Genomic DNA, 23,550 nt, shown 5'->3' with positions numbered 1-23,550 from the left:
GGGCAGAGAAATTAGGGCGGGTTCCGAGGGCGACTGCCCTCGGGCTCTCCGAACTCTCGACAGTCTTACGGGGCCGGAGCGGCGATCTCGGCTTCGGCGTCCTTGTCCTTTTCAGCGTAGAGACGGTCGATCTCGGCGCGGCTCATCTTCTTGGCCGAAGTCTTGAGCTGGCCGCAGGCGGCATCGATGTCGCGCCCACGCGGGGTGCGTACGGGGGCCGAAATGCCCGCTTCGAAGACGATGTTCGAGAACGAGCGGATGCGATCGGGTGTCGAGCATTCGTAGGCGGCGCCCGGCCAGGGGTTGAACGGGATGAGGTTCACCTTGGCGGGCAGCTTGTACTTCTTGAGCAGGCGGACAAGCTCGCGCGCGTCCTCGTCGCTGTCGTTCTTGTCCTTGAGCATCACGTATTCGAAGGTGATGCGCCGTGCGTTGCTCGCGCCGGGATAGTCAGCGAGGGCCTGGAGCAGCTCCTCGATGCCGTACTTCTTGTTGATAGGCACGATCTCGTCGCGCACTTGCTTGGTCACTGCGTGGAGCGAGACCGCAAGGTTGACGCTGATTTCCTTGCCGCACCGCTCGATCTGCGGGATCACGCCCGAGGTCGAGAGCGTGATGCGCCGGCGCGACAGCGCGAGGCCATCGCCGTCCATGACCAGCTTCAGGGCATCGCGCACGTTGTCGAAATTGTAGAGCGGCTCACCCATGCCCATCATCACGATGTTGGTGAGCAGGCGCCCGTCGGCCGAGTAGGAGCCTTCTTCTTCGTCCTCGTCGAGACCGGCCATGGTGGCAAGCCGCGTGTCGGATGCGCTCTTGGGCCATTCGCCCAGCGCGTCGCGCGCGAGCATGACCTGGCCGACGATCTCGCCCACGGTAAGGTTGCGCACCAGCCGCATCGTGCCGGTGTGGCAGAACCGGCAGTTGAGCGTGCAACCCACCTGCGAGGACACGCACAGCGTGCCGCGGTCGGCATCGGGGATGAACACCATTTCGAAATCGTGGTTGTCCGCCGTGCGCAGCAGCCACTTGCGGGTGCCGTCGCTCGAATGCTGGGCCTCGACGATTTCGGGGCGGCCGATCACGAAGCGTTCGGCGAGCCAGGGACGCATGGTCTTGGCGATGTCGGTCATCGCTTCGAATTCGGTCATGCCGCGGTGGTAGAGCCAGTGGTAGACCTGCTTGGCGCGCAGCTTGGCCGCCTTGGCGTCGAGCCCGGCGTCTTCGAACAGCTCGGCGATGCGTTTCTTGGGCAGGCCGATGAGGTCGGTGCGGCCATCGGCGCGCGGCGTCACCCCGTCGACCAGCGTCGGGCGGGGAACCGGCAGGGGCTCGTCGTGGCCGGGGATCGTCATGATCCCGGCGGCAGGCAGTGAATTCGTGTCTGTCATGATTGCACCGCCCTATAATCGATTTCGCGCGTCAACGGAAGATACCCGCGCACGCAGCGCTCGCGCGAATGCCGCAAGGGGCGGTTTCGTTCCGGGAATCCACCGCGCCCGTGAGCCACTCCATCTCATTTGTGTGACATAAAAACATCAATGATTTCGTTGTCTTACATTCATGAAACTCCCCGATCTCTTCGCGAATTGAGGGGGTCCATGCGGGTCGCAACCTGCACCCAAGAACAAGTCTGGAGTTTGATTATGAAGACCATCCTGTTCACTCTTGCGGCCGGTTCGGCGGCTCTCGCCACTCCGGCGCTAGCGCAGGACGTCGGCCCCGTCGGTCCCTTCGAGGGGTTCCACGTCGAAGCGCTGGGCGGCTACGACATCACCGAGGCGGGCAGCAGCGTCGACGATGATTCCTCGGTTCCCAACGACCAGTCGATCGACGGCTTCACCTACGGCGTGGGTGCGGGCTACGACTTCAAGGTCGGTGACCGCTTCGTCGTCGGTCCCGAGGCCGAAGTGTCCTGGTCGACCGCCAAGACCACCTTCAACGATGGCGACTTCGAAGGCTTCGGCATCGGCAACGTGAAGACCAACCGCGACCTCTACATCGGCGCGCGGGCGGGCTACATCGTCAGCCCCAAGACGATGCTCTACGTCAAGGGCGGCTACACCAACGCCAAGTTCGACGTGAACAACCAGTACGATGGCACCATGTACGGGCGTGACATCGATGCCGACGGCTGGCGCATCGGCGCGGGCGTCGAGCAGGCGATCACCCACAACACGTTCGCCAAGCTCGAATACCGCTATTCGAACTACTCGCGCGGCGAGGTGGACTACACCGGTGACATTCCCGACAGCTCGCGCTTCGATCTCGACCTCGATCGCCACCAGATCATGGCGGGCGTGGGCGTGCGCTTCTGATCGCGGCGCGCTTGCGACATTGAACGCGGAGAAGAAAAGGGGGCGGGGGCCATGCGGCTCCCGCCCTTTTCGCGTGCGGATGTGGGCCCTCAGCGCTGGCTGGCGCAGCCCAGCAGCGCAGCGTCCCCTCAGCGCTGGCTGGCGCAGCCCAGCAGCGCAGCGTCCATCGCGGAAGCCGCGCCCGCCAGTTGCCAGGTGTTCGAGAAGCGCCCGCCGCGCGCGCCCGTGGCGTAAAGCGTCATCTCGCTGGCCGAGCGCATCGCGGCGGTGATCGCGGCGTTGTCGGTATCGCTGGCGGGCCAGGCATCGCCGCCGCCGCCGATGAGCGTGAAGCGCTGCGGACCGATGCGCAGGGTGATCGTGGTGTCCGGCGCCATCTTGCGCGAGACGCGAAAATGCAGCTGGTTGCGCCGGTCGCGCCGGGGCCAGGTGCCGATGGCGGCAAAGGGCTGGTAATCGCGCCAGAGCGCGCTTGGTGCCGGTTCGGCGATGGCGTAGCAGCGCGGCACGATTGGATCGCGAAAGGCGCCCCACTGTTCATAGAGGCCAAGGCTTTCGCGCGCCGAGGCGGCCCCTGCGCTCAGCGTGCAGAGCGCGGCGAGGCAAACGGGGGAGAGAGTGCGGAAAACGGATGCGATCGCGACCATGGCAGCGGTGCTCCTGGCATGATTTGGCGTGCGGGGGAAGCGGGCAGGGCGCGCGTCAATCCGCCGGAAGGTGGGCAATCCGCGCGCCGATCCCCGCCTCGAGCCCGGCAGCGTAGTCTTCCCGGCGGAACGCTCCGAGCATGTCCTGCTGGATGATTCGCGCGCACAGCGCATCGGGCAGCGCCTTTTCGAGACCATAGCCGACCTCGATACGCACCGTGCGATCCTGCGGGGCGAGCACGATCAGGACGCCGTCGTCGATGCCCTTGCGCCCGATTTTCCAGCGCCGGGCGAGGGCGAGCGAATAGCGTGCGATCGGCTCGCCGCCGAGGCTTGGCGTGGTAGCGATGACCATCTGGTGGCCGGTGCGCTGCTCAAGCGCGGCAAGCTGGGCATCGAGCCGCGCTTCGCTTTCGGGAGCGAGCGCATTCGCCGCATCGTTTACTCGTCCGTGAAGGACCAGCGTATCGCTTGCCGATGGCGCGGACGCTGTGGTGCGGCTCGCCTCCGGCTTGCTGGCGGTTCGCCCGCAGGCGGGAAGTGCGCCCAGCGTGGCCAGCAGCAGCCCTGTCGCAAGAGCGCGCGCAAGACGGCGCACGATCACCGCGCTTCGGGATAGCGCACGGTCATCACTTCCCATTCCTTCTCCCCCGAAGGCAGGCGCACGACGCGCAAATCGCCGATGGCCGCGCCGCGCAGCGCCTTGCTGAGTGGCGCGCTCCAGCCGATCTTGCCCGCACTCGCGTCCTGTTCGTCGTCGCCCACGATGGTCACGACCATGCGTTCGTCGTCCTCGTCGGCAAGTTCGACGGTGGCGCCGAAGAAGACCTTGCCGCGCTCGACCTGCTGCGCGGGGTCGATCACGCGGACTTTCTTTATCCGGCGGGCCAGGTAGCCCAGTTCGCGGTCGATTTCGCGCATGCGCTTGCGGCCATAGAGATAGTCGCCGTTCTCCGAACGGTCGCCGTTGCCCGCCGCCCAGGAGACGATCTCGACGATTTCGGGACGCTCCTTGCCCAGAAGATGGTCATAGCGCGCGCGAAGGGCCGCCATTCCGGCGGGGGTGATGGGAGGGCCAGCAGGTGTCATCGGCCCTTCATAGGCAGCGCACGGGGTCCGGCCAAGCCGCCTTCGCCGCGATCGGCACGCAGCGGTGGGTTGTGCGGGGGTTATTAGTCGGACAAAAGGGAATGGAGCACGTTGGATAAGCGGGATGGAGGATGCGAGCCATGGATGGGAAGACGAACGCGCTGTCGCGCCGGCGGGCGATGCAGGCGGCGGCCGGGCTGGCGGCGCTGCCGCTGATCGCAGGGGCCGAGGGGGCGCGTGCCGAGCAGACCAGGGCGGCAGGCGCACCGAACGCAACGCTCGCCCCGCGCCCGCCGATGGGGTGGAACAGCTGGAACAGCTTTGCCGGGACCATTACCGAGGCGCAGACGCTCGAAACCGCAGCGATCATGGCCGAAAAGCTGCTGCCCTTCGGTTACGACGTGCTGACCGTCGACATCCAGTGGTACGAGCCTGACGCTTCGAGCTACACCTACAACCCGCACCCGGTCCCCGCGCTCGACGCGCACGCCCGGCTGGTGCCCGCGCCCAACCGCTTTCCCTCGGCGCAAGGCGGGCGCGGCTTCGCGCCGCTGGCGGCGAAAGTCCACGCGCTCGGGCTCAAGTTCGGCATCCATGTCATGCGCGGGATCGCGCGCCACGCGGTCGAGCGCGACCTGCCGATCGAGGGCACGCCCTATACCGCGCGGGACATCGCCGATACCGCGAGCATCTGTTCGTGGAATCCGGACATGGTCGGCGTCGACATGACCCGGCCCGGCGCGCAGGACTACTACGACGGGCTGTTCCGGCTCTACGCCGCGTGGGGCGTCGATTTCGTCAAGATGGACGACATGAGCCGCCCCTACGATGCCCACGCGCCCGAGATCGAGGCGGCGGCGCGGGCGATCGCGCGCTGCGGACGGCCGATCGTGCTCAGCCTCTCGCCGGGCGAAACCCCGGTACCGCGGGCCGAACATGTCCGCCGCCACGCGCAGATGTGGCGCATCTCGGACGATTTCTGGGACGATTGGAAAATGCTCGCCGCGCAGTTCACGCGGCTGGAAAACTGGAACGCCTGGATGGGGCCGGGCTCCTGGCCCGATGCCGACATGTTGCCGCTGGGCCGGCTCGCGCTCGGCGATCGCGACACGCATTTTACGCCCGACGAACAGCGCACCTTGATGACGCTGTGGGCGATCGCGCGCTCGCCGCTGATCATGGGCGGGGATCTGCGCCATCTCGACGCGGCGACGCTGGCGCTGCTGACCAATCCCGAAGTGCTCGCCGTGAACCAGGCAAGCACGGGCAATTGCCCCCACTTCCTCGCCGACGAGACGCGGGTGTGGAGCGCGCGAGGGGCGGACGGCAAGGCGCGTCACCTCGCGCTGTTCAACACCGTCGATACCGCGCGCACGGTGCGTGTACCGCTCGCCGCGATCGGGGCGAACGGGGCCTGGTCGCTACGCGATGCCTGGGCGCGGCGCGATCTGGGCCTAGCCGGGCAAGCGGTTTCTGTCGAACTGCCGGCGCATGGCGCGGCGCTCTACACACTCACCCCGCGGGCCTGAAACGGGGCGGGTACCGGCGCGGGGCCGGGTGATCGCCGGTCCCTCCCGGCTTCAGCCCGGCGTGCGCTTGCCCATCAGCTTGCTGAGCAGGTTGGGGCTGCGCAATTCGGCTTTCTCGGGGTACATGGCGTCGTAGACGGTGGCGTTTTCCAGCACGCGCATGACGTAGTTCTTGGTCTCGTAGAACGGGATACGCTCAATCCAGTCGACCCACTCGACGCTGCCCGTACGCGGGTCGCCGTTGGCGCGCAGCCACTTGTTCACGTTGCCCGCGCCCGCGTTATAGGCCGCGATGGCGAGCGGGCGCGAGCCGTCGAAGTAGGCGAGCATGCGTTCGAAATAGCCGGTGCCCAGGCGAATGTTGTAGGCCGGATCGTCGATCAGCGCCGAGGTCGAGTAGCCAACGCCGAGCTTGGTGGCCATTTCCTGCGCGGTCGCAGGCATGAGCTGCATCAGCCCGCGCGCGCCCGCATGGCTGATCGCGTTCTGCGCGAACTGGCTTTCCTGGCGGGTGAGGGCGTGCGCCATGGTCCAGTCCGAACCCTCGGGCACGGGCATCGTGGGGAAGGCGATCCTGCCGAAATCGCCGTAGCCATCGGCGTGCGCGCTCTGGCCCAGGATGACCGCCAGGTCGCGCCGTCCGATTTCGCGCGCAAGGTCGGCGACGAGGACGTGATCGGTCTCGGTCTGGGCCTGGTCGGCGATTTCGCGGAAGAACTGGATGCCGGTACGCCAGTCGGCGCTGACCGCCACGTCGCGCACCGCGCGGGTGAGCGGGCGGGCGTTGAACGCCGCGCGCTGCGCCGGGGTGGGCACCGCCGAGGGGCGGGTGTCGAGATCGGGCAGCGGGCGGCCGAGCCGCTCGAGCGCGAGCTGGCCATAGAAGTAGTGCGGGTACTGCGCGGCCATTTCGAAATAGCGCCGTGCGCCTGCGCTGTCCCCGCCGATGGCGAGCGCGCGCCCGGCCCAGTAGAAGCCCTTGGAGCGTGTCCCCGGCGTCTGCGCGGCGGCGCCGTAGCGGTAGAACAGCGGCGCGGCCCGCTGCGGCGCGTCGAGCGTCCACAGCGCGGTGGTCCCGCCCAGCCAGACGAGCGAGGTGTAATCGTCGCGCAGGCGATAGGACAACTGGCTGATGTCGGTGCCCGGCGCAAAGGCATCGTCGATCGAGGCGGCGATCTGCACCGCGTCCGATGGTCCCGCGCCGCGCGCGGCGGCCAGCAGTTCGCGCACCCAGGCTTCGGGCCTGGGGACGGGCGCGCGCAGCTTGGGACGGTTGGTCAGGAAGGCGATCGCTGCGGGCAGGTTGCCGCTGCGGCGCGCCTGGTTGGCGCGGTTGAAGGCGTAGCCGGGATCGGTCGCGACATCGCCGGGCAGTTGCAGGCCAAGCGATCCGGGCGGCGAACCCTGGAGCAGCGAGAGGCGCTCCATGAACACCGCGCGCCGGGCGGGCGAGACGAAGGAGATCTGGCGTTCGGCCTGATCGGTCTCGCCCTGCCAGAGCAGCGCGTCCATGCGCGCATCGTTGTCGTCCTGGGTGAACACCCCCTGGTCGAGCGAGAGCAGCGTGTTCTCGGCGTTTTCGGTCAGGTCGCCGCCGCGCCAGGCGGTACGCGCCTTGTCGAGCGCGTCGAACCGACGCACCGCGGCGAGCGCGGTGGCGTAGCGCCCGGCCGCTTCGTTGGTGAGCGGGGGGAAGCGGTCGAAGAAGGCGATCACGGTTTGCGGCGGGGGCGATTCGCGCAGCATCGCCTTTTCGGCGTAGCGGCGAATCTTCTCCTCTTGCGGATAGCCGGGATAGGTCAGCAGGAAGCCCGAGTAAGTGGCGAAGTCGAGTCGGTCGCTGGCCACCAGACGGCTCCAGGTGTCGATCGACTGGTGCACGCCCACGTCCATGGTCTGCGCCTGCCGGGCCCGCGCAAGGTCCCAATCATGGCTGTCTTGCGCCATTGCGGGCAGCGCGAAGGCCATGCTTGCGGCCATCGCGGCAAGAGAGGAAAAGCGCAACGTACTGGACATCTTGGATGGAGGCTCCTTATCAGGCGCAGAAAGGTAAGGCTCGGCGCCGGGGCAGGTTCCCGTACCGGACCGTATTTGCGCATCACTAGGGGTTAAAGTCCATGTTCTCGGGTTCCATTCCGGCGCTTGTCACACCGTTTCGGGACGGTGCCTTCGATGAAGCGGCGTTCCGTCGGCTGGTTGACTGGCAGATCGACAGCGGGTCCTCGGCGCTGGTGCCGTGCGGCACGACGGGGGAGAATTCCACGCTTTCCAACGCCGAGCACCACCGCGTGATCGAAGTCTGCATCGAGCAGGCGGCGGGCCGCGTGCCGGTCATCGCGGGCTGCGGCAGCAACGATACCAAGAACGCACTTCTCCACATGAATTTCTCCAAGAAGTGCGGCGCCGACGCGGCGCTGGTGGTGGTGCCCTACTACAACAAGCCGAGCCAGCAGGGGATGTTCGCGCATTTTGCCTACCTTGCTGAAAACGCCGAACTTCCGATCCTGCTCTACAACGTTCCGGGGCGCACGGTGAGCGATCTTCAGCCCGAGACCGTGTGCGAGCTGGCCAGGCGTTATCCCGACAAGATCATCGGCATCAAGGACGCCAGCGGCGACCTGAGCCGTGTGACCGACCACCGCATGGGGATCGGCCGCGAGGGCTTCTGCATGCTCTCGGGCGACGACGAGCTGGCGCTGCCGTTCAACGCGGCGGGCGGAATGGGTTGCATCTCGGTGACGGCGAACGTCGCGCCCGCGCTCTGCGCCGAGTTCCAGGCGGCCTGTGCGGCGAACGATTTCGCCCGTGCGCGCGAGCTGAACGACAAGCTCTACCCGCTGCACTACGCGATGTTCGAGGATTCCTCGCCGGGTCCGTGCAAGTACGCGCTGGCGCAAGTCCACGACTGGATCGAGAACGAGCTGCGCCTGCCGCTGGTGCCCTGCAACGACAAGGCCCGCGCCGCCGTCGACGAAGCGCTGGTCCACGCCGGGCTGCTCTGATCCTTTCGTTCTCCCGCCCCGGCGCGCTGGCGCGGGGCGGGAGAGGCGTGATCGGGCTTACTTGGCCGGGTTGTTCTTCTCGACGAAGGCGACCGCGGCCTCGAGCATCTGCTGGCGGGTTTCCGAGCGCGAGAGCCAGTGGTCCTCCTGCTTGAGCACGACCATCTCGTAAGGCTTGCCCGCGTCCTTGAGCGCATCGGCCATGACCAGGCTCTGCTTGAAGGGGACGACGGTGTCGTCCTTGCCGTGGATCAGCAGGATCGGCGCGTCGGCGCTGGCGGCGAACGCGCGCGGCGAGATCGCATCGAAGCCGCGCGGGTCGCCCAGGTCCTCGCGCAGCCAGGCGCGGGTCATGTTCGAGCCCCCGCTTTCCTGCACGTCGGTGCGGTACATCAGCCCGACGTCGGCCACGCCCGCGACCGAGACCGCGCAGCGGTAGAGCCCGTGCTGCAAGGTGACGCCCGCAAGCGCCGCGTAACCGCCGTAGCTCGCACCCACGATGCAGGCGCGCCTGGGATCGACCAGGCCGCGCGTGACCAGTTCGGCCACGCCGTCCGAAATGTCGGTCTGCATCTTGCGGCCCCATTCGCCCTTGCCCGCGTTGCGAAAGCTGTCTCCGCGCCCGGTCGAGCCGCGGAAATTGGGCTGGAACACCGCGTACCCGCGCGAGGCGAAGGCCTGTGCCCACCAGTCGAAACCGACCTCGTCGGCGGCGTGCGGCCCCCCGTGGGGGAGCACGACGAGCGGGAGCCCCTTGGCTTCGCGGCCTGGAGGCAGGGTGAGCACGCCGTCGAGCTTGAGGCCGTCCTGTGCGGCGTAGTCCACCTCGGAGATCGCGCCGACTTCGCTCGCGGGGATGGCGGCGTGTTCATCGCCCACCGGATCGGCGCGGCGGCCGGGCACATCGACGAAGAACCACGTCCCGCTGTCCTTGTTGCCATCGGTGCGCAGGACTACTTGGTTGAAGTTCCCGGTCCAGTCCATCAGCCGCACGTTGCGGTCCGGAAAGGCGCGGAAGATCATTGCGAGCTTGGCCTGGAGCACCGGGTCGTACATCACCGTCTCGGGCTTCTCGCCCATCTTGCGGTAGCCCAGCAGGAGGTTGCTGGTGCGATCGATGTAGAGACGCTCGACGTCCACCCCTTCGAGGAATTCGGACGGGGTGCCGCCAGCCAGCGGGACTTCGTACCAGTGGCTCTTGCCGTCCTCGTCGGTTAGTTCGAAGATCACGCCGGTGCCGTCGTGGTTGAAGCAGATCAGGCTCGCGCCGTTGACCTTGTCCTTGCCGCGGGTCAATGCCTGACCTCTGGCGTTCTCGATCCGCCACACGCCGTTGGTCTCGTCGACGTCGATCATCACCGCGACCGCGCCCGCCGCGTCGACCAGCCAGTCGCGCCAGTGGTCCTCGCTCGCGGCGCGGGCGACCACGCGCGGACGGTTGGTCTGGATGTCGACCGCGTAGAGATAGGGGCGGCCGTGGCGGAAGGTGGGGTTGCCGCTCATCGCCGAGGTGTCGAGCGCGATGCCGCCGTAATAGCCCACGCTACGCCCGTCGATCGTGCGCACGCCGTAGAAGCCGCGCGTGGTGTTCATGATGTCGTTGTTGCGGCTGAACACCAGCCCCTTTTCTCCGGTCCCGTCGAGCGGGATCAGGACGGTCCCGGTCAGTTCGTACTTGGCGGCGGTAAAGCCGAATCCGGCCGGTACGGTGTCCGACTTGGTGAGCGTTACCGTGTTGTTGTCCGCCCAGCCGACCGCGCGCACTTTGGCCGCGCCAAGCGAGGCCCTTACGTAGCCCGTGCCATCGGTGCCCACGACGATCAGCCACAACTCGTTCTTGACGTTGCGCACCGAGGCCAGCTTGGTGCCGTCGGGCGAGAGCGCGAAGTCGACGACGCCAGGCAGTTCGCCGTAGGCCGAAAGCGTGGGCGCCTGCGCGCTTTCGGATTTCGCCGCGGCCGCATGGCCGGGCGTGGCGGCCAGCATCAAGGCCACGGCCGGAACCAGGCGCGCGAGACCTGCGCGCGTCAGGCAAGTTCGGATCACGAATTGTCCCCCTGTAAATCGTCTTGCGAGTTCCACGGGTTAAGCCGTGTTGCCGTAATGTGTCACTCGTTTTTCAATCAGATACATATATTTAATTTGAAAGCCGTGTTCTGCGTCACGCAGCTGGGCGCCGGCTCGGGGGGGGGGCGGCACGGGGCTGCGGCAGGGGGAACGGGCGCTGGCGCCTTGGGGGCGCCAACCAGGTCTCCGGTCACCGGTTTTAAACGGATCGACGCTATAAGGCGTCTCGTCGGTTTCTCCCGTTTCCTTTTGCCTCGCGCATCACTACATGCCCCATCATCATGGCACGTCCGCAACGCACAACTTTCGAAAAGACCAAGACCGTCGCCGAAAACCGCCGGGCTCGCTTCGACTATCACATCGAGGAGAAGTTCGAGGCGGGAATCGCGCTGACCGGAACCGAAGTGAAATCGCTGCGCTTCGGTGAGGGGTCGATCGCCGAATCCTACGCCGAGATCAGCGGCGGCGAATGCTGGCTGATCAACGCCAACGTTCCCGAATTCAGCCACGGCAACCGCTTCAACCACGAGCCCAAGCGCCCGCGCAAGCTGCTGCTCCACGAGCGCGAGATTTCGCGCCTGCAAGGGGCGGTCGAACGCAAGGGCATGACGCTCGTCCCGCTGTCCGTCTACTTCAACGGACGGGGCCGGGCGAAGGTCGAATTGGCGCTTGCCAAGGGTAAGAATGCGGCCGACAAGCGCCAGACGGTCAAGGAGCGTGACTGGAAGCGCGAACAGGGCCGGCTTTTGCGAGAACACGGATGACCACGGCCTTCGGGCGCCTGGCGCGCTGGTTTCACCGGCAGATGCCAACCCATCAGCAGATCGAGGCAAATCGTTTCACCGCGCCGCTGGCCCGGCGCGGGGAGCTGTTTCGCTTTACCCGGCGCTCGGTTCCGCGCGGCGTCGCGGCGGGTCTGTTCATCGGCATCTTCGCGCTTGTTCCCGGCGTCCAGATCGTCGGCTCGGCGCTCCTGTGTGTGCCGTTTCGCGGTAATATCCCGCTCGCCGTGGCGATGACCTTCATCAGCAATCCCCTGACCACGCTGCTCGTCATCCTGCCGCTGGCGGTCTCGATCGGGAACCTGTTCGGCTTTCACGCGGATATCGCCACGGTGACCACGCTGATCGACAGCGGCGCCGGGCTGGCGCAGTGGAGCGTGTGGATCGTTTCCGACACCGCCCCGGCGATCGTGCTCGGCCTCTTCGTACAGGCGGTGGTCGCCACGGTGTTTGGCTATTTCCTGGCCGCAGGGCTGTGGCGCCTGCGTATCGCGGGCAAGGCGCGCCGCCGCCGCGACCGGCCGTTTGATGTGGACGGCGGGCAGGCGGCAACCCTGGCGACTGGCGGGGTGAGCAATAGCAACCCCGGCGACAGCCCCGGCGGCGATGATCCGGTGGACCCTGATCAGGGGGGCTGCGCGGCGCCCGGCGCGCCGTGGCATCGTCCCGGCCATGGGCGCGTGGCATGACGCTCGGCGCGCTCCTTCATCGCCTTTCCCTGGCCCTGCACAAGCGCATGCCCAGCCGTGAGGACGTGGCGCGCAACAAGTGGCTTGCGCCCGTCGCGGGGCGTGCGCTCAGTCCCGAGCTGTGGCGTTTCACGCGCCGCTCGGTGCCGCGCGGAGTGGCGCTTGGCCTGTTCGCCGCGTTCATCGTGCCGCTGGGGCAGATCTTCCTGGCGTGCCTGCTGGCTTTCCCCGCGCGCGCGAACGTTGCCGTTGCGGCCTTGCTGACCTTCGTCACCAATCCCTTCACCTTGCCTTTCTGGTTTGTCGTGGCCAATCGCGTCGGCCATTTCTTCCTGCGCCCCGACAGCGCGCAGGAGGTCGTCCAGACGGCCGGTAACGCCGACGTGTTCTGGAGCGACGTCAACTGGTTTGCCCATTCGGCCGGGCAGGCGGCGATCGGCTTCGTGGTGCTTGCGGTGGTCAGCGCGGTGCTGGGCTATTTCGTCGCGGGCTGGGTCTGGCGCTTCTGGATCGGCCACAAGCACCGCGAACGGCGTGCGCGCCCGATACGCGGCGCTTCGGCGGTTGGCGCTTCGGGAGCGGGCGCTGCGGCTGGAAACGCCGTGGAAAGGACGGGGCAGGACGGGTGAACAACGGGTCGCAGGACACAGAGCCTTTCGCCGTGCGCCGGCCGATGACCGATGGACTGGCCGTGGTGCTTGCCCTGCTGGCCAGTCTGGCGCTGGTCTGGGCGCTGACCGACGATCGCGTGCTGACGGCTATTTTCGGCGGCACGCTGATCGGGCTTGGTGCGCTGGCCTGGTTCTTCGCGCGCCGCCGTCCCGATGCCGTCGCGCCCGATTACGCTCCGCCGGACTGGTCGGTAACCGTCGCCGCGATCGAGCGCGAGGATATGGGCATTGCGATCACCGACCGGGCTGGCCGTCTGACCTGTGCCAACGCGCGTTTCGAGGCCACCTTCGGGGTGGTCGCCGCGCCGCCCTCGCTTGGCCTCGATGCCGCCTCGCAGGACCGTCTGGCAAGCGCCACGCGGCTGGCCCTGCGTGATGGCCAGGCCACGTGCGAGATCGCGGCGCCGGCCGGAACGGTGCCCCTGCGCTGGAGTGTCGGGGTGCGCCGCGCCGGGCGCGGAGACGATTTCCTGATCTGGACTTTCGCCCCGCTCGCCGCCGCCGATTCGCTCGACGAACTGGTCTCCCGGCTGACCGGGCCACTGGGGCGTGGCCTCGCCCGCGCCGGGATCCTGGCTGCGCTGGTCGAGCCCGATGGCTCGATCCGTGCGGCGAGCGAGGCGTTTTGCGAACGCGCCAGCGGTCTTGCCGAAGGCGATGTCGCGGGGAGCGATTTCGTCGAACTGCTCGCGCGCGATGAAAACGCCTGTATCGGCTGGGCGCGCGATGGCGGCGGGGGTGAGCCGCTGGTGATCTACCCGGTGCCGCTCGTCGATCCCGACCAGCCGGACGCCGGCGACCCCGAAGCCGCCCCCACGCTCATGCTGGTGATGAGCGCGGCGCAGGGGATCGGCGCCAACGCGGGAGGCAGCGCCGCCGCGCCGCACCTCGAGGCGCTGCTCGGCCAGCTTCCGCTCGGCCTCGCCATGGCCGATCGCGACGGGCGCCTGCTGTTCGCCAACCCGGCTTTCATGCGCGCCGCCGGGCGTGAAGGGCAGGAGCCGCCGACCTACCCCACCGATCTCGTCGTGCGCGAGGACAAGCGCGCCTTGTCCGAAGCGATCCGCCGCTTTGCGCAAGGCCCGGCCACGGCGGGCGACATCGCGGTGCGCCTTTCGGCGATTTCGGACGATCCCGTCTCGCTCAGCCTTGCCGGTGTACGCGGTCTGGGCGATGCGGCGGTGCTGCTGGGGCTGACCGATACGTCCGAGGAGACGCGGCTCAAGCGCCAGGTCGCGCAGGCCACCAAGATGCAGGCGGTGGGCCAGCTGGCGGGCGGTGTCGCGCACGATTTCAACAACGTGCTGACCGCGATCCTGGGCACCTGCGATCTCATGCTGATGCGCCATACGCCGGGCGATTCGGATTATGACGACATCCAGCAGATCCGCGCCAATTCGAACCGCGCCGCCTCGCTCACGCGCCAGCTGCTCGCGTTCTCGCGGCAGCAGACACTGCGCCCCGAAGTGATCCAGCTGCCCGACGTGGTGGCCGATGTCTCGCAGATGCTGCGCCGCCTGATCGGTGAGCGGATCGAGCTGGTGGTCAAGCACGACCGCGACCTTGGCCCCGTGCGCGCTGACCCGACCCAGCTCGAACAGGTCATCGTGAACCTGTGCGTCAACGCGCGCGATGCGATGCAGGGGCGCGGCGACGGTTCGGGCAAGCTGACGCTTTCCACCCGCAAGGTGCTCACCACCGACGTGCGCGCGATGCGCAGCGAGATCGTGCCTGCGGGCGATTACACCGCGCTGATCGTCGAGGATACCGGCGGCGGCATTGCGCCGGACGTGCTGGGCAAGATCTTCGAGCCGTTCTTCACCACCAAGGAGCAGGGCAAGGGCACCGGGCTTGGTCTCTCGACGGTCTATGGCATCGTCAAGCAGTCGGGCGGGTTCATTTTCGCCGAGAGCGAACTGGGCAAGGGGACGCGTTTCATCGTCTACCTGCCGGTCCACCACGCCGCGCCGGGCAGCGTGGAGGAGCGCCCCGCCGCGCCGATCGTCGAGGCGCAGCCCAGCCAGTGGGCGGGCGGCGGGCGTATCCTGCTGGTCGAGGACGAAGTCACCGTGCGGATCATCGCCGAACGCGCGCTGGTGCGGCAGGGTTACGAAGTGACTTGCGCCGAGGATGGCGAGGATGGCCTCGCGATCGTCGAGGAAAGCGTGGCGGCGGGAGGCGGCTTCGATCTGGTGGTGTCCGATGTCGTCATGCCCAGCCTCGATGGCCCCGGCATGGCGCGCGCGATCCGGCGGATTGTGCCGGGGATGCCGGTGCTGTTCATGTCCGGCTACGCCGAGGAGCAGTTGCGCAAGGAGATCGGGCTGGCCAACGCCTGGTTCATGCCCAAGCCGTTCTCGGTCCAGCAGCTCTCCGAGAAGGTGGGCGACGTGCTGGCCCAGACCGCGCAGTAGGCGGCCGCTGGCTCGAAACTGTGGAAAGCGGGCCACGGGCGACTCGGCGTGATGAGGGGGGCTTTCTGGCAATTCCGGTCTTTCCCTGAGAACGCTTGCGCCGCACGTCGTGATCGCCGGTCACAAGGGGGCTGCGGGACCTTCCGGGAGAGCGCGAAGCGTTTGAATCCGCGCGAGTTTGAGGCAAGGCATCGGCACATTCGAACGGGCTGACGGCTCTGTCCCGACGGTGGGACATGCTCGAAAAGGCGGGCAGCCCTGCGATTAAAATTTGTAAATTTGCAAATGTTCCCATCTTGTTCCTGTAGAACGAATAGGGTACACGAACTCTTGTGACGTTGACCTTTCCGGTCAGCCCGGTAGCACAGGGGAAGTTTTATGGCTGCTCAGCTCAAGCTGATCCAGGAAGGCAAGGAAAAGGACGCAATGGACCGTCAGAAGGCGCTCGACGCAGCGCTCGCCCAGATCGATCGCGCGTTCGGCAAGGGCTCGGCGATGAAGCTGGGCTCGAAGGAAACGATGCAGGTCGAGGCGATCTCGACCGGTTCGCTGGGGCTCGACATCGCGCTTGGCGTGGGTGGCCTGCCCAAGGGCCGCGTGATCGAAGTCTACGGCCCGGAAAGCTCGGGCAAGACCACGCTGGCCCTGCACGTCATCGCCGAGGCGCAGAAGAACGGTGGTACGGCCGCGTTCATCGACGCCGAACACGCGCTCGATCCGGTCTACGCCAAGAAGCTGGGCGTGGACATCGATGAACTGATCGTCTCGCAGCCCGACACCGGCGAACAGGCGCTCGAAATCACCGACACGCTGGTGCGCTCGAACGCGATCGACGTGCTGGTGGTCGACTCGGTCGCCGCGCTCGTTCCCCGCGCCGAAATCGAAGGCGAGATGGGCGATAGCCACGTCGGCCTGCAGGCCCGCCTGATGAGCCAGTCGCTGCGCAAGCTGACGGGTTCGATCAACCGCTCCAAGTGCATGGTGATCTTCATCAACCAGCTGCGCATGAAGATCGGCGTGATGTACGGCAACCCGGAAACGACCACGGGCGGTAACGCGCTCAAGTTCTACGCCTCGGTCCGCCTCGACATCCGCCGTACCGGCCAGATCAAGGATCGTGACGACATCGTGGGCAACGCGACCCGCGTGAAGGTGGTCAAGAACAAGGTCGCCCCGCCGTTCAAGCAGGTCGAGTTCGACATCATGTACGGCGAAGGCATCTCCAAGATCGGCGAAATCCTCGATCTCGGCGTCAAGGCCGGCATCGTGGAGAAGTCGGGTTCGTGGTTCAGCTACGATTCGATCCGCATCGGTCAGGGGCGTGAAAACGCGAAGAACTACCTTAAGGAAAATACCGAGGTCTGTGATCGCCTCGAAAAGGCGATCCGCGGCCAGACCGAAGGCCTCGCCGAGGAAATGATGGTCGGCCCCTCGGCCGAAGACGAATAAGCGGCGGCGGGCCTTGGCGCGGGTTTCTTGCGTCGCGGCCCGTTTTCCAGAAATCTGCCGAATTGGGTTTCGGAAGAAAAAGATGATTCAAGGGGTTATTACCCCTTGACCCCGATACTGTAGACCTCGCTTCTTTCGGCTTTCGTGGCGCAAGGGAGGCGAGGTATTCGGGAGCCCTTCACAAGGCATGCGGAACGTCTCGGGCACGCACCGAGCTGGACAGGTCACAGGGTCAAGGGATGGTAAATCCCTTGGATCCAATAGTCCTTGCGCATTTCACGAAGCCGAGCACAAAAAGCCCCGGACCGCAAAGTCCGGGGCTTTTTTGCGTTCCGATGCGGCTCGTCAGGAGAGCGCGCCGGGAGCCTTGTCGAGCAGGTCCATGAAATTGCGCGCCGCGTCGCGTTCCTGCGGGTCCTTGAAGGCCACATCAAGGTCAGGCGCTTCGCCCAGCATGTGCATGAGCGCCCAGAGCGCGAAGCGGCGGCCGGGGTCGGTTTCCATGCCTAGGTCGACTTTCATGCGTTCGATCCCGGCCTCCATCGCGCCGGGCGCCACGGCGTCGAGATCGTCGGTGCCGAAGTAGCGGCGCAACTGGTCGTTGAAGTCCATGCGGGTATCCTTTTGCTCAGTCCTGGCCAGCGAGCATCGCGGCGAAGGCGGCGGCATCGGTGTTGCCGCCCGAAAGGACGACGGCGGTGCGATCGGTCAGCTCGACCTTGCCAGCAAGCACGGCGGCGAGCGCCGCGGCGCCGCCCGGTTCGACCACCAGGTGCAGCTTTTCGAAGATCAACCGCTGCGCGCGGCGCACCTCAGCGGGGCTGACGTTGAGCCCGAAGGGGCAGCGTGCAGAAAGGATCGCGAAATTGAGCGGGTGCGTCGCAGGGGTCTGGAGCGCGTCGCAGGGGGTGGCGGGCGCGTCCTTGCCGACCGGAACGATGTGGCCCGCCGCCAGGCTCTGGCCCACGTCGTTCCAGCCTTCGGGTTCGACCGGGATGATCGCGGCCTCGGGGCAGGCGATGGCGAGCCCGGCGGTCAGCCCGCCGCCGCCGCAGGGGGTGACGATGAGGTCGGGCGCGAACCCGGCCTGGCGCTGCATCTGCGCGGCGATCTCGATGCCGACCGAACCCTGACCTTCGATTACCCAGGCATCGCCGAAGGGGTGGACCAGCGTGGCGCCGCTGGCGGCGCGCAGTTCCTCGGTCACCGCATCGCGATCGACCCCGCCGGGGCGGTCGTAGAGCACGACTTCGGCGCCCAGCGCGCGGGTGTTGGCGAGTTTGATCGCGGGGGCATCGCAGGGCATGACGATGGTGGCCGCGATGCCCAGACGCCGCGCGGCCCAGGCGACGCCCTGCGCGTGGTTGCCGCTCGACACGCCGATCACGCCGCGCGCGCGCTCGGCCTCGCTCAGTGCGCTCAGCCGGTGCCAGGCGCCGCGAATCTTGAACGCGCCGATCGGCTGGAGCCCTTCGGCCTTGCACCAGATCGTGCGGCCATCGACCTCGAGCGTGAGCAGCGGGGTTTCGGGCAGGATCGCGGCGACGCGGCGCGCGGCCTCGCAGGCGCCTTCGTAAGTCGGTGTGCGCGCGGTGGACGCCGGCGAATCGGAAGGGGCCGGAGCGAGCGAAGCGGGGGAGGGCATGGTCATGCCCGCTGCATAGCCTCAGCGGGTCAGCCGCACCAACTGGTAATAGCGCAAGGGCCCGTCGATCACTTCGACGTGAAGGCCGTGCGCGTGGGCCAGATGGCGGGCGAGGGCGGGCAGTTCGAGGCGCGGCTTAACGTGAAACCGGGCAAGCCAGCCGAGCAGAAGCCGCCGTGCCGGACCGGGCAGTCTGCCGCCATCGCCGAAATCGACGATGTGCAGCGCGCCACCGGGCGTGAGGCTGGCCGCCGCGTGGGCGATCGCGCCACGCCAGTCGGGGATCATCGAGACCGCGTAGGAGAGCACGATGCGATCGAACGCCTCGCGCCCGAACAGGGCGGCGGGATCGAAATGGGTGGCATCGCCTTGCGCAAGGCTGAAGCGGTCCCCGAGGCGCCTGCGCGCGCTCTTGAGCATTTCGTTCGAGATATCGAGCCCGTAGCCCTCCACCCCCGGCCAGGCCTGCGCGATCAGTTCAAGGTTGCGTCCCGTGCCGCAGCCCAGTTCAAGCACGGCCATGCCCGGCTGCGCGTCGAGTTCGCGGATCAGCCGATCGCGCCCGAAAAGGTAATACTTGCGCGTGAGGTCATAGATCGGGCGCTGCCAGCGATAGATCGCGTCCATCAGTCCGGCATGGTCGTGCGCTTGGCTGGCCATGCCCTCAGCCGCGCCGCACGTAGAGGTGAACACCGCCGTAGATCGAGGAGCGATCGGCCTCGGTTGCCATTTGCGATTCAGCTTCGCGGTATTCCCACTGGTCGAGCAGGGCGTCCGGCACGCGTCCTGGCAGCAGCGACGGCGCCGCGGCGGTGCGGAACAGCACGCGGCTGCCGGGCGGCGCGACACGGGTCATCTCGCTCCACAGCTCGGTGAGCTGGGCATCGCTCATCCAGTCCTGCGCGTCGAGCAGGATGAAGCGGTTGAAGGCGCCCGGCTCGCTTGCGCGCACGACGTGGGTGAAGTTGGCGTGCCGGACCGACAGGCGCGGCAGGCGTTCGCGCACCGCATCGACGTTCGCGGCCTGCAGGTAGGGCGGAAGCGGCGCGGCTTCGGCGCGTCCGTAGCCGCGCGAGAAGGCCTGCCAGGCGAAGTAGTTGTCGTTGACCGGGAAGCCGCAGGCGAGCTTTTCCAGCCGTTCGCGCAGCACGTCGGCCATGCGCTGCTGTCCGGCGAGCGAGGAATACTGCGCGGGAGGAATGCCCAGCCCAAACAGCGAGGCGGGGTGGTCGGTCAGCCAGCGCACCAGCTTGCGTTCGAACACCGGGGCGAAGCGCTCGTCGAACACGCGGCGCTGCTCCGCGATCGTGGCGGCGCCCAGGATCTCGGCCGGATCGACCTTGTAGAGGCGTGCGACGACGTGCGCGGCGCCGATGAAGCCGCCGAGCAGGCCCTGTTTGTAGATCCCGCGGGTGAAGGCCTTGATGCGGCGGCGGCCGACCAGATCGCGGCCCTCCCAGTAGCGCCGGGTGGCCTCGTCGAGCTGCGGGGCGAGGCGTTCACGGTAGAGCGCGAGATTGCCGGGATGGTCCGCCTCGGCGATGAAGCGGCGCAGCTGCGCGTAATCGGTCAGTTCGCGAAGCGCGGCGTGCTTGAGCTTGTTGAGCGCGATATGCGCGGTGTTGAGGTCGACCACGGTGATCGCCTGCGGGTTGGCGGTGAGGTAGGACAGCGCGTTGCAGCCCCCGCTGGCGATGGTGAGCACGCGGCTGTCCGCATCGAGCGCGAGCGCGTCCATGTCGGCGACGGGGTCTTCCCAGATCTGCGCATAGACCAGCCCCTTGAACGCGAGCGCAAAGGCCTTGTCGAGCAGCTTGGCGCTGCGGCTCGCCTCGTGGCGCACGACCGCGCCCTTGATGAGCCGGGCGCCGCGCCCGCCCCGTTTGCCATGGGGGTGGGGAGAGTGGGCCGAAGCGGGATCGGAAGGGGCCTTGCTGGGGATCACGGCGGTCGGGTCCTTTGCCGGTGCAGGTGCGTCGGCCTCGTCCATGGCGCGGCGCGATGACCGGGGCATGACGTCTCGATGGCAGTTTGTGACACCGGCTCGGGCGAGTGGCTCGGTCCCCCGCCGGCAACGCCGGTGTTGATCGCGTCTTTTGCAACAGTTGAGTTGTCACACAGGACCCTTATATGCGCTCCTTTCCCCGGCTCGCGGCGAAGGAGAATGACAGGTGAGCAAGGTTCTGGTGATCGGCGCTGGTGGCGTCGGCTCGGTCGCGGTCCACAAGATGGCCATGAATCCGGATATCTTCAGCGATATCCATCTCGCCAGCCGCACGGTTTCGAAGTGTGAGGCGATTGCCGAATCGGTCAAGTCACGTACCGGCGTGACCATCGGCACCTATGCCATCGATGCCGATGACGTGGAGGCGACCTCGGCGCTGATCCGCCAGATCGGCCCCGAACTCGTCGTCAATCTGGCGCTGCCCTACCAGGATCTCGCGATCATGGACGCGTGCCTGGCGACCGGCGTCAACTACATGGACACCGCGAACTACGAGCCCAAGGACGTGGCCAAGTTCGAATACCACTGGCAGTGGGCCTATCAGGAGCGCTTCAAGGAAGCGGGCCTGACCGCGCTGCTCGGCTCAGGCTTCGATCCGGGCGTGACGAGCGTGTTCGCGATGTGGCTCAAGAAGCACCGATTGAAGACCATCCGCCTGCTCGACATTCTCGACTGCAACGGCGGCGATCATGGCCAGGCCTTCGCGACCAACTTCAACCCGGAAATCAACATCCGCGAAGTGACAGCGCCGGCGCGCCACTGGGAGAACGGCCAGTTCGTCGAGACCCCGGCGATGGCGCATAAGCAGGCCTTCGATTTCGAGGCCGTCGGCCCCAAGAACATGTACATGATGTACCACGAGGAACTGGAAAGCCTCGCCAAGTTCCTGCCCGAAATGGAACGTGGCCGTTTCTGGATGACCTTTGGCGATGAGTACATCAAGCACCTCACCGTGCTGCAAAACGTGGGCATGACGCGGATCGATCCGGTGCTTTACAACGGTGTCGAGATCATTCCGCTGCAGTTCCTGAAAGCCGTGCTGCCCGAGCCCAGCTCGCTTGGCGCGACGACCAAGGGCAAGACCAACATCGGTGACATCGCGACCGGCGAAGCGCTCGATGGTTCGGGGGAGAAGACGTTTTACATCAAGAACATCTGCGACCATGAAGAGGCTTTCGAGGAAACCGGCAACCAGGCCGTGTCCTACACCACCGGGGTTCCCGCGATGGTCGGTGCGGCGATGCTGCTGACCGGCAAGTGGGCCGGCGAAGGCGTGTTCAACATGGAGCAGTTCGATCCCGATCCGTTCCTTGCAATGCTGGGCGAGCAGGGCCTGCCCTGGAGCGTCGAGGAACTGGCCGAGCCGCTTCCGTTCTGAGGCGCACGGATTGAACTGGGCGTTCGTGGCGCCGGTCGTCATGCTGGCCGGCTCCAACCTGCTGATGAACACGGCGTGGTACTGGCATCTCAAGGTGCCGGGAAAGGCCTTGTGGCTAGCCGTGTTGCTCAGTTGGGGAATTGCCTTTTTCGAATACTGGCTCGCGGTGCCGGCCAACCGGATCGGCGCGCGGGTCTATTCGCTCGACCAGCTCAAGGTCCTTCAGGAAGCCATGTCGCTTGGCGCCTTCGTGGTGGTGGCGTGGTTCCTGTTCGGCCAGAAGCCGGGTCTCAACGAGCTGGTCGGCTTCGCGCTCGTGGGCGCGGGGGCGTGGTTCATTTTTAAGGGGCCGCTGCGCTAAGGCGCGGGCGGCCCGTCTCTTTTCGAAGCGAGGATGCGTGCTATGGAAACCAAGGCCGGTGATCCGGGCGCCTTTGCCCATTTCGATCTGTCGCGGGTCGACAGCCCGGCCTTCGTGGTCGATGCCGCCAGGCTGAGGGCCAACCTGCAGATTTTGCAGGACGTTGGCGAACGCTCGGGCGCCAAGGTGCTGGCCGCGCTCAAGGCGTTCTCGATGTGGTCGACCGCGCCGATCGTGGGCGAGTACCTCGATGGGGTGTGCACTTCGGGATTGTGGGAAGCGCGCCTGGCTTCCGAGTTCTACGATGGCGAAATCGCGACCTACTGCGCAGCCTACAAGCCCGATGAGCTCGACGAGATCCTGCGCCTGTCGGACCACGTCATCTTCAACTCGCCCCAGCAGATCGTGCGCTGCTCGGCGATCATCGAGGCGGCGCGCGCGCGCGGTGAGAATTTCGACATCGGCCTGCGCATCAATCCGATGCACCCCGAGGGCGAAGTGCCCAAGTACGATCCGTCCGCGCCGCACTCGCGTCTGGGCTTTCCGATCGATCAGCTGACCGAAGAGCATGTCGAACTGGTCGATGGTATCCACTTCCACAACTTGTGCGAGCAGGACCTGGGCCCGCTCGAGCGGACCTGGGACAAGGTGTTCGACTATCTCGAACCCTTCTTCGGCCAGCTCAAGTGGATCAACGTGGGCGGCGGGCACCACGTCACCCGCGCCGATTACGACCGCGACGCGCTGGTCGAATTCCTGTCCGACATGGCCGACGACACGGGCGCGCAGATATATATCGAGCCGGGTGAGGCGGTCGCGCTCGATGCGGGCATCCTGGTGGGCACCGTGCTCGACATGGGCTGGAACGGGATGCCGGTCGCGGTGGTCGACATATCGGCGACCTGCCACATGCCCGACGTGATCGAGGCCCCCTATCGCCCGGCGATGCTGGGCGAGGTCCCTGCGGCCGACCACGGCATGATCGACGAAGGGCAGGGCGGCGCGGTGCGTCTGGGCGGGCCGTCGTGCCTCGCGGGGGATGTCATCGGCGACTATCGCTTTCCCGGCGATCCGCAGCCGGGCACGCGCTTCGCGTTTCTCGATCAGGCGCACTACTCGATGGTCAAGACGACGACCTTCAACGGCGTGCCGCTGCCCTCGATCTGGCTGTGGGACAGCGAGACCGATTCGCTCGAATGCATCCGTACGTTCGGCTACGAGGACTTCCGCGCGCGCCTGAGCTGAGCGGTGGGCTTCCTGCAGCGATGCTCGGCTGGCCGTGTGCGAGGCTCGGCCGGGCACGCCAGGGGCGATTCGCGGGGATCGCGGCGATAAGCTTGGCGTTGTGTTCGACACGCTGCGACGCGGCGTTGGACGGGCGCTATCGGGGTTTGCCGGAACGGTCCCTTTTGCCCCGCGTATCGCGCTGGAATGGAAGGAAGAAACCCGGGATTTCCGGGCCTGTGCAAAGGATTTTTTCCGCCTTTGCGACAGTTTTGTGAAG

At 66.8% G+C, this 23,550-nt stretch carries 21 protein-coding genes; 11 read left to right on the top strand and 10 right to left on the bottom strand.

From position 1 onward, the window contains the following. Window positions 1-65 precede the first annotated feature (65 nt). Window positions 66-1,391 (bottom strand): 23S rRNA (adenine(2503)-C(2))-methyltransferase RlmN, encoded by a 1,326-nt coding sequence (rlmN, locus tag MTR62_RS06240; RefSeq protein ID WP_244018082.1) that lies wholly within the window; start codon window positions 1,389-1,391, stop codon window positions 66-68. A gap of 255 nt (window positions 1,392-1,646) precedes the next feature. Here rlmN and MTR62_RS06235 point away from each other — a divergent pair, with 255 nt between their 5' ends. Beyond that, on the top strand, window positions 1,647-2,318 hold the full coding sequence (locus MTR62_RS06235; RefSeq protein ID WP_244018080.1) for an outer membrane protein: 672 nt from the start codon (window positions 1,647-1,649) through the stop codon (window positions 2,316-2,318). A 128-nt stretch (window positions 2,319-2,446) separates the two neighbouring features. Here MTR62_RS06235 and MTR62_RS06230 read toward each other — a convergent pair whose 3' ends face one another. The 3 genes from MTR62_RS06230 to greB are packed head-to-tail and all read right to left on the bottom strand — an operon-like array spanning window position 2,447 to window position 4,054. After that, window positions 2,447-2,965, bottom strand: a complete 519-nt coding sequence (locus MTR62_RS06230) for a hypothetical protein (protein ID WP_244018078.1) — start codon at window positions 2,963-2,965, stop codon at window positions 2,447-2,449. A gap of 55 nt (window positions 2,966-3,020) precedes the next feature. Then, complete coding sequence (locus MTR62_RS06225; protein WP_244018076.1) at window positions 3,021-3,605, bottom strand: TPM domain-containing protein; 585 nt, start codon at window positions 3,603-3,605, stop codon at window positions 3,021-3,023. Further along, the gene (greB, locus tag MTR62_RS06220; protein WP_244018074.1) at window positions 3,566-4,054 is read right to left on the bottom strand and encodes a transcription elongation factor GreB; all 489 of its coding nucleotides are present in this window, start codon (window positions 4,052-4,054) and stop codon (window positions 3,566-3,568) included. Before greB ends, MTR62_RS06225 begins: the two co-directional genes overlap by 40 nt. A 140-nt stretch (window positions 4,055-4,194) precedes the next feature. Between greB and MTR62_RS06215 the strand changes: the two genes are divergently transcribed. Beyond that, a complete protein-coding gene (locus MTR62_RS06215; RefSeq protein WP_244018072.1) occupies window positions 4,195-5,583 on the top strand; it encodes a glycoside hydrolase family 27 protein in 1,389 nt (462 codons plus the stop codon). A gap of 51 nt (window positions 5,584-5,634) precedes the next feature. Here the strand turns inward: MTR62_RS06215 and MTR62_RS06210 are convergent, their stop codons facing one another. After that, a complete protein-coding gene (locus tag MTR62_RS06210; protein WP_244018070.1) occupies window positions 5,635-7,599 on the bottom strand; it encodes a lytic transglycosylase domain-containing protein in 1,965 nt (654 codons plus the stop codon). A gap of 101 nt (window positions 7,600-7,700) precedes the next feature. Here MTR62_RS06210 and dapA point away from each other — a divergent pair, with 101 nt between their 5' ends. Continuing rightward, a complete protein-coding gene (gene dapA, locus MTR62_RS06205; protein WP_244018068.1) occupies window positions 7,701-8,585 on the top strand; it encodes a 4-hydroxy-tetrahydrodipicolinate synthase in 885 nt (294 codons plus the stop codon). 57 nt (window positions 8,586-8,642) lie between these two features. On the opposite strand, the gene MTR62_RS06200 is transcribed toward dapA, so the two are convergent. After that, complete coding sequence (locus MTR62_RS06200; RefSeq protein ID WP_244018066.1) at window positions 8,643-10,631, bottom strand: alpha/beta hydrolase family protein; 1,989 nt, start codon at window positions 10,629-10,631, stop codon at window positions 8,643-8,645. Between the two features lie 302 nt (window positions 10,632-10,933). Between MTR62_RS06200 and smpB the strand changes: the two genes are divergently transcribed. The 5 genes from smpB to recA all read left to right on the top strand — a co-directional run bounded on the left by smpB (window position 10,934) and on the right by recA (window position 16,657). Further along, on the top strand, window positions 10,934-11,416 hold the full coding sequence (smpB, locus tag MTR62_RS06195) for an SsrA-binding protein SmpB (RefSeq protein WP_244018064.1): 483 nt from the start codon (window positions 10,934-10,936) through the stop codon (window positions 11,414-11,416). Further along, complete coding sequence (locus MTR62_RS06190; protein ID WP_244018062.1) at window positions 11,413-12,123, top strand: DUF2062 domain-containing protein; 711 nt, start codon at window positions 11,413-11,415, stop codon at window positions 12,121-12,123. The genes smpB and MTR62_RS06190 overlap by 4 nt, the downstream gene beginning before the upstream one ends. Beyond that, window positions 12,120-12,752 (top strand): DUF2062 domain-containing protein, encoded by a 633-nt coding sequence (locus MTR62_RS06185; protein ID WP_244018061.1) that lies wholly within the window; start codon window positions 12,120-12,122, stop codon window positions 12,750-12,752. The genes MTR62_RS06190 and MTR62_RS06185 overlap by 4 nt, the downstream gene beginning before the upstream one ends. Before the next feature lie 44 nt (window positions 12,753-12,796). Continuing rightward, window positions 12,797-15,208, top strand: coding sequence for a hybrid sensor histidine kinase/response regulator (locus MTR62_RS06180; protein ID WP_244018121.1), 2,412 nt, complete (start codon window positions 12,797-12,799; stop codon window positions 15,206-15,208). A 378-nt stretch (window positions 15,209-15,586) separates the two neighbouring features. Further along, window positions 15,587-16,657, top strand: a complete 1,071-nt coding sequence (gene recA, locus MTR62_RS06175) for a recombinase RecA (RefSeq protein ID WP_244018059.1) — start codon at window positions 15,587-15,589, stop codon at window positions 16,655-16,657. Window positions 16,658-17,002: 345 nt separating this feature from the next. Here the strand turns inward: recA and MTR62_RS06170 are convergent, their stop codons facing one another. The 4 genes from MTR62_RS06170 to MTR62_RS06155 are packed head-to-tail and all read right to left on the bottom strand — an operon-like array spanning window position 17,003 to window position 20,316. Continuing rightward, entirely contained in the window at window positions 17,003-17,269 is a 267-nt protein-coding gene (locus tag MTR62_RS06170) for a hypothetical protein (RefSeq protein ID WP_244018057.1), read from the bottom strand. Between the two features lie 16 nt (window positions 17,270-17,285). Then, window positions 17,286-18,302, bottom strand: coding sequence for a threonine ammonia-lyase (locus MTR62_RS06165; protein ID WP_407672622.1), 1,017 nt, complete (start codon window positions 18,300-18,302; stop codon window positions 17,286-17,288). 21 nt (window positions 18,303-18,323) lie between these two features. Next, window positions 18,324-18,962, bottom strand: coding sequence for a class I SAM-dependent methyltransferase (locus MTR62_RS06160; protein WP_244018053.1), 639 nt, complete (start codon window positions 18,960-18,962; stop codon window positions 18,324-18,326). Window positions 18,963-18,966: 4 nt separating this feature from the next. After that, complete coding sequence (locus MTR62_RS06155; RefSeq protein WP_244018051.1) at window positions 18,967-20,316, bottom strand: DUF3419 family protein; 1,350 nt, start codon at window positions 20,314-20,316, stop codon at window positions 18,967-18,969. A gap of 157 nt (window positions 20,317-20,473) precedes the next feature. Between MTR62_RS06155 and MTR62_RS06150 the strand changes: the two genes are divergently transcribed. Genes MTR62_RS06150 through MTR62_RS06140 form a run of 3 tightly spaced genes read left to right on the top strand, consistent with a single transcriptional unit; the run spans window position 20,474 to window position 23,291 of the window. Further along, window positions 20,474-21,685 carry a saccharopine dehydrogenase family protein gene (locus tag MTR62_RS06150; RefSeq protein WP_244018049.1) on the top strand — a complete coding sequence of 404 codons (1,212 nt, stop codon included), beginning with the start codon at window positions 20,474-20,476 and terminating at the stop codon, window positions 21,683-21,685. Between the two features lie 10 nt (window positions 21,686-21,695). Continuing rightward, entirely contained in the window at window positions 21,696-22,046 is a 351-nt protein-coding gene (locus MTR62_RS06145; protein ID WP_244018047.1) for a DMT family protein, read from the top strand. A gap of 42 nt (window positions 22,047-22,088) precedes the next feature. Then, window positions 22,089-23,291 (top strand): carboxynorspermidine decarboxylase, encoded by a 1,203-nt coding sequence (locus tag MTR62_RS06140; protein ID WP_244018045.1) that lies wholly within the window; start codon window positions 22,089-22,091, stop codon window positions 23,289-23,291. Window positions 23,292-23,550 lie beyond the last annotated feature (259 nt).

Source organism: Novosphingobium organovorum (assembly GCF_022832435.1).
GTDB lineage: Bacteria > Pseudomonadota > Alphaproteobacteria > Sphingomonadales > Sphingomonadaceae > Novosphingobium > Novosphingobium organovorum.
Note: the sequence above shows the minus strand (reverse complement) of the source record. Positions and strands in the feature narration are given on the sequence as shown.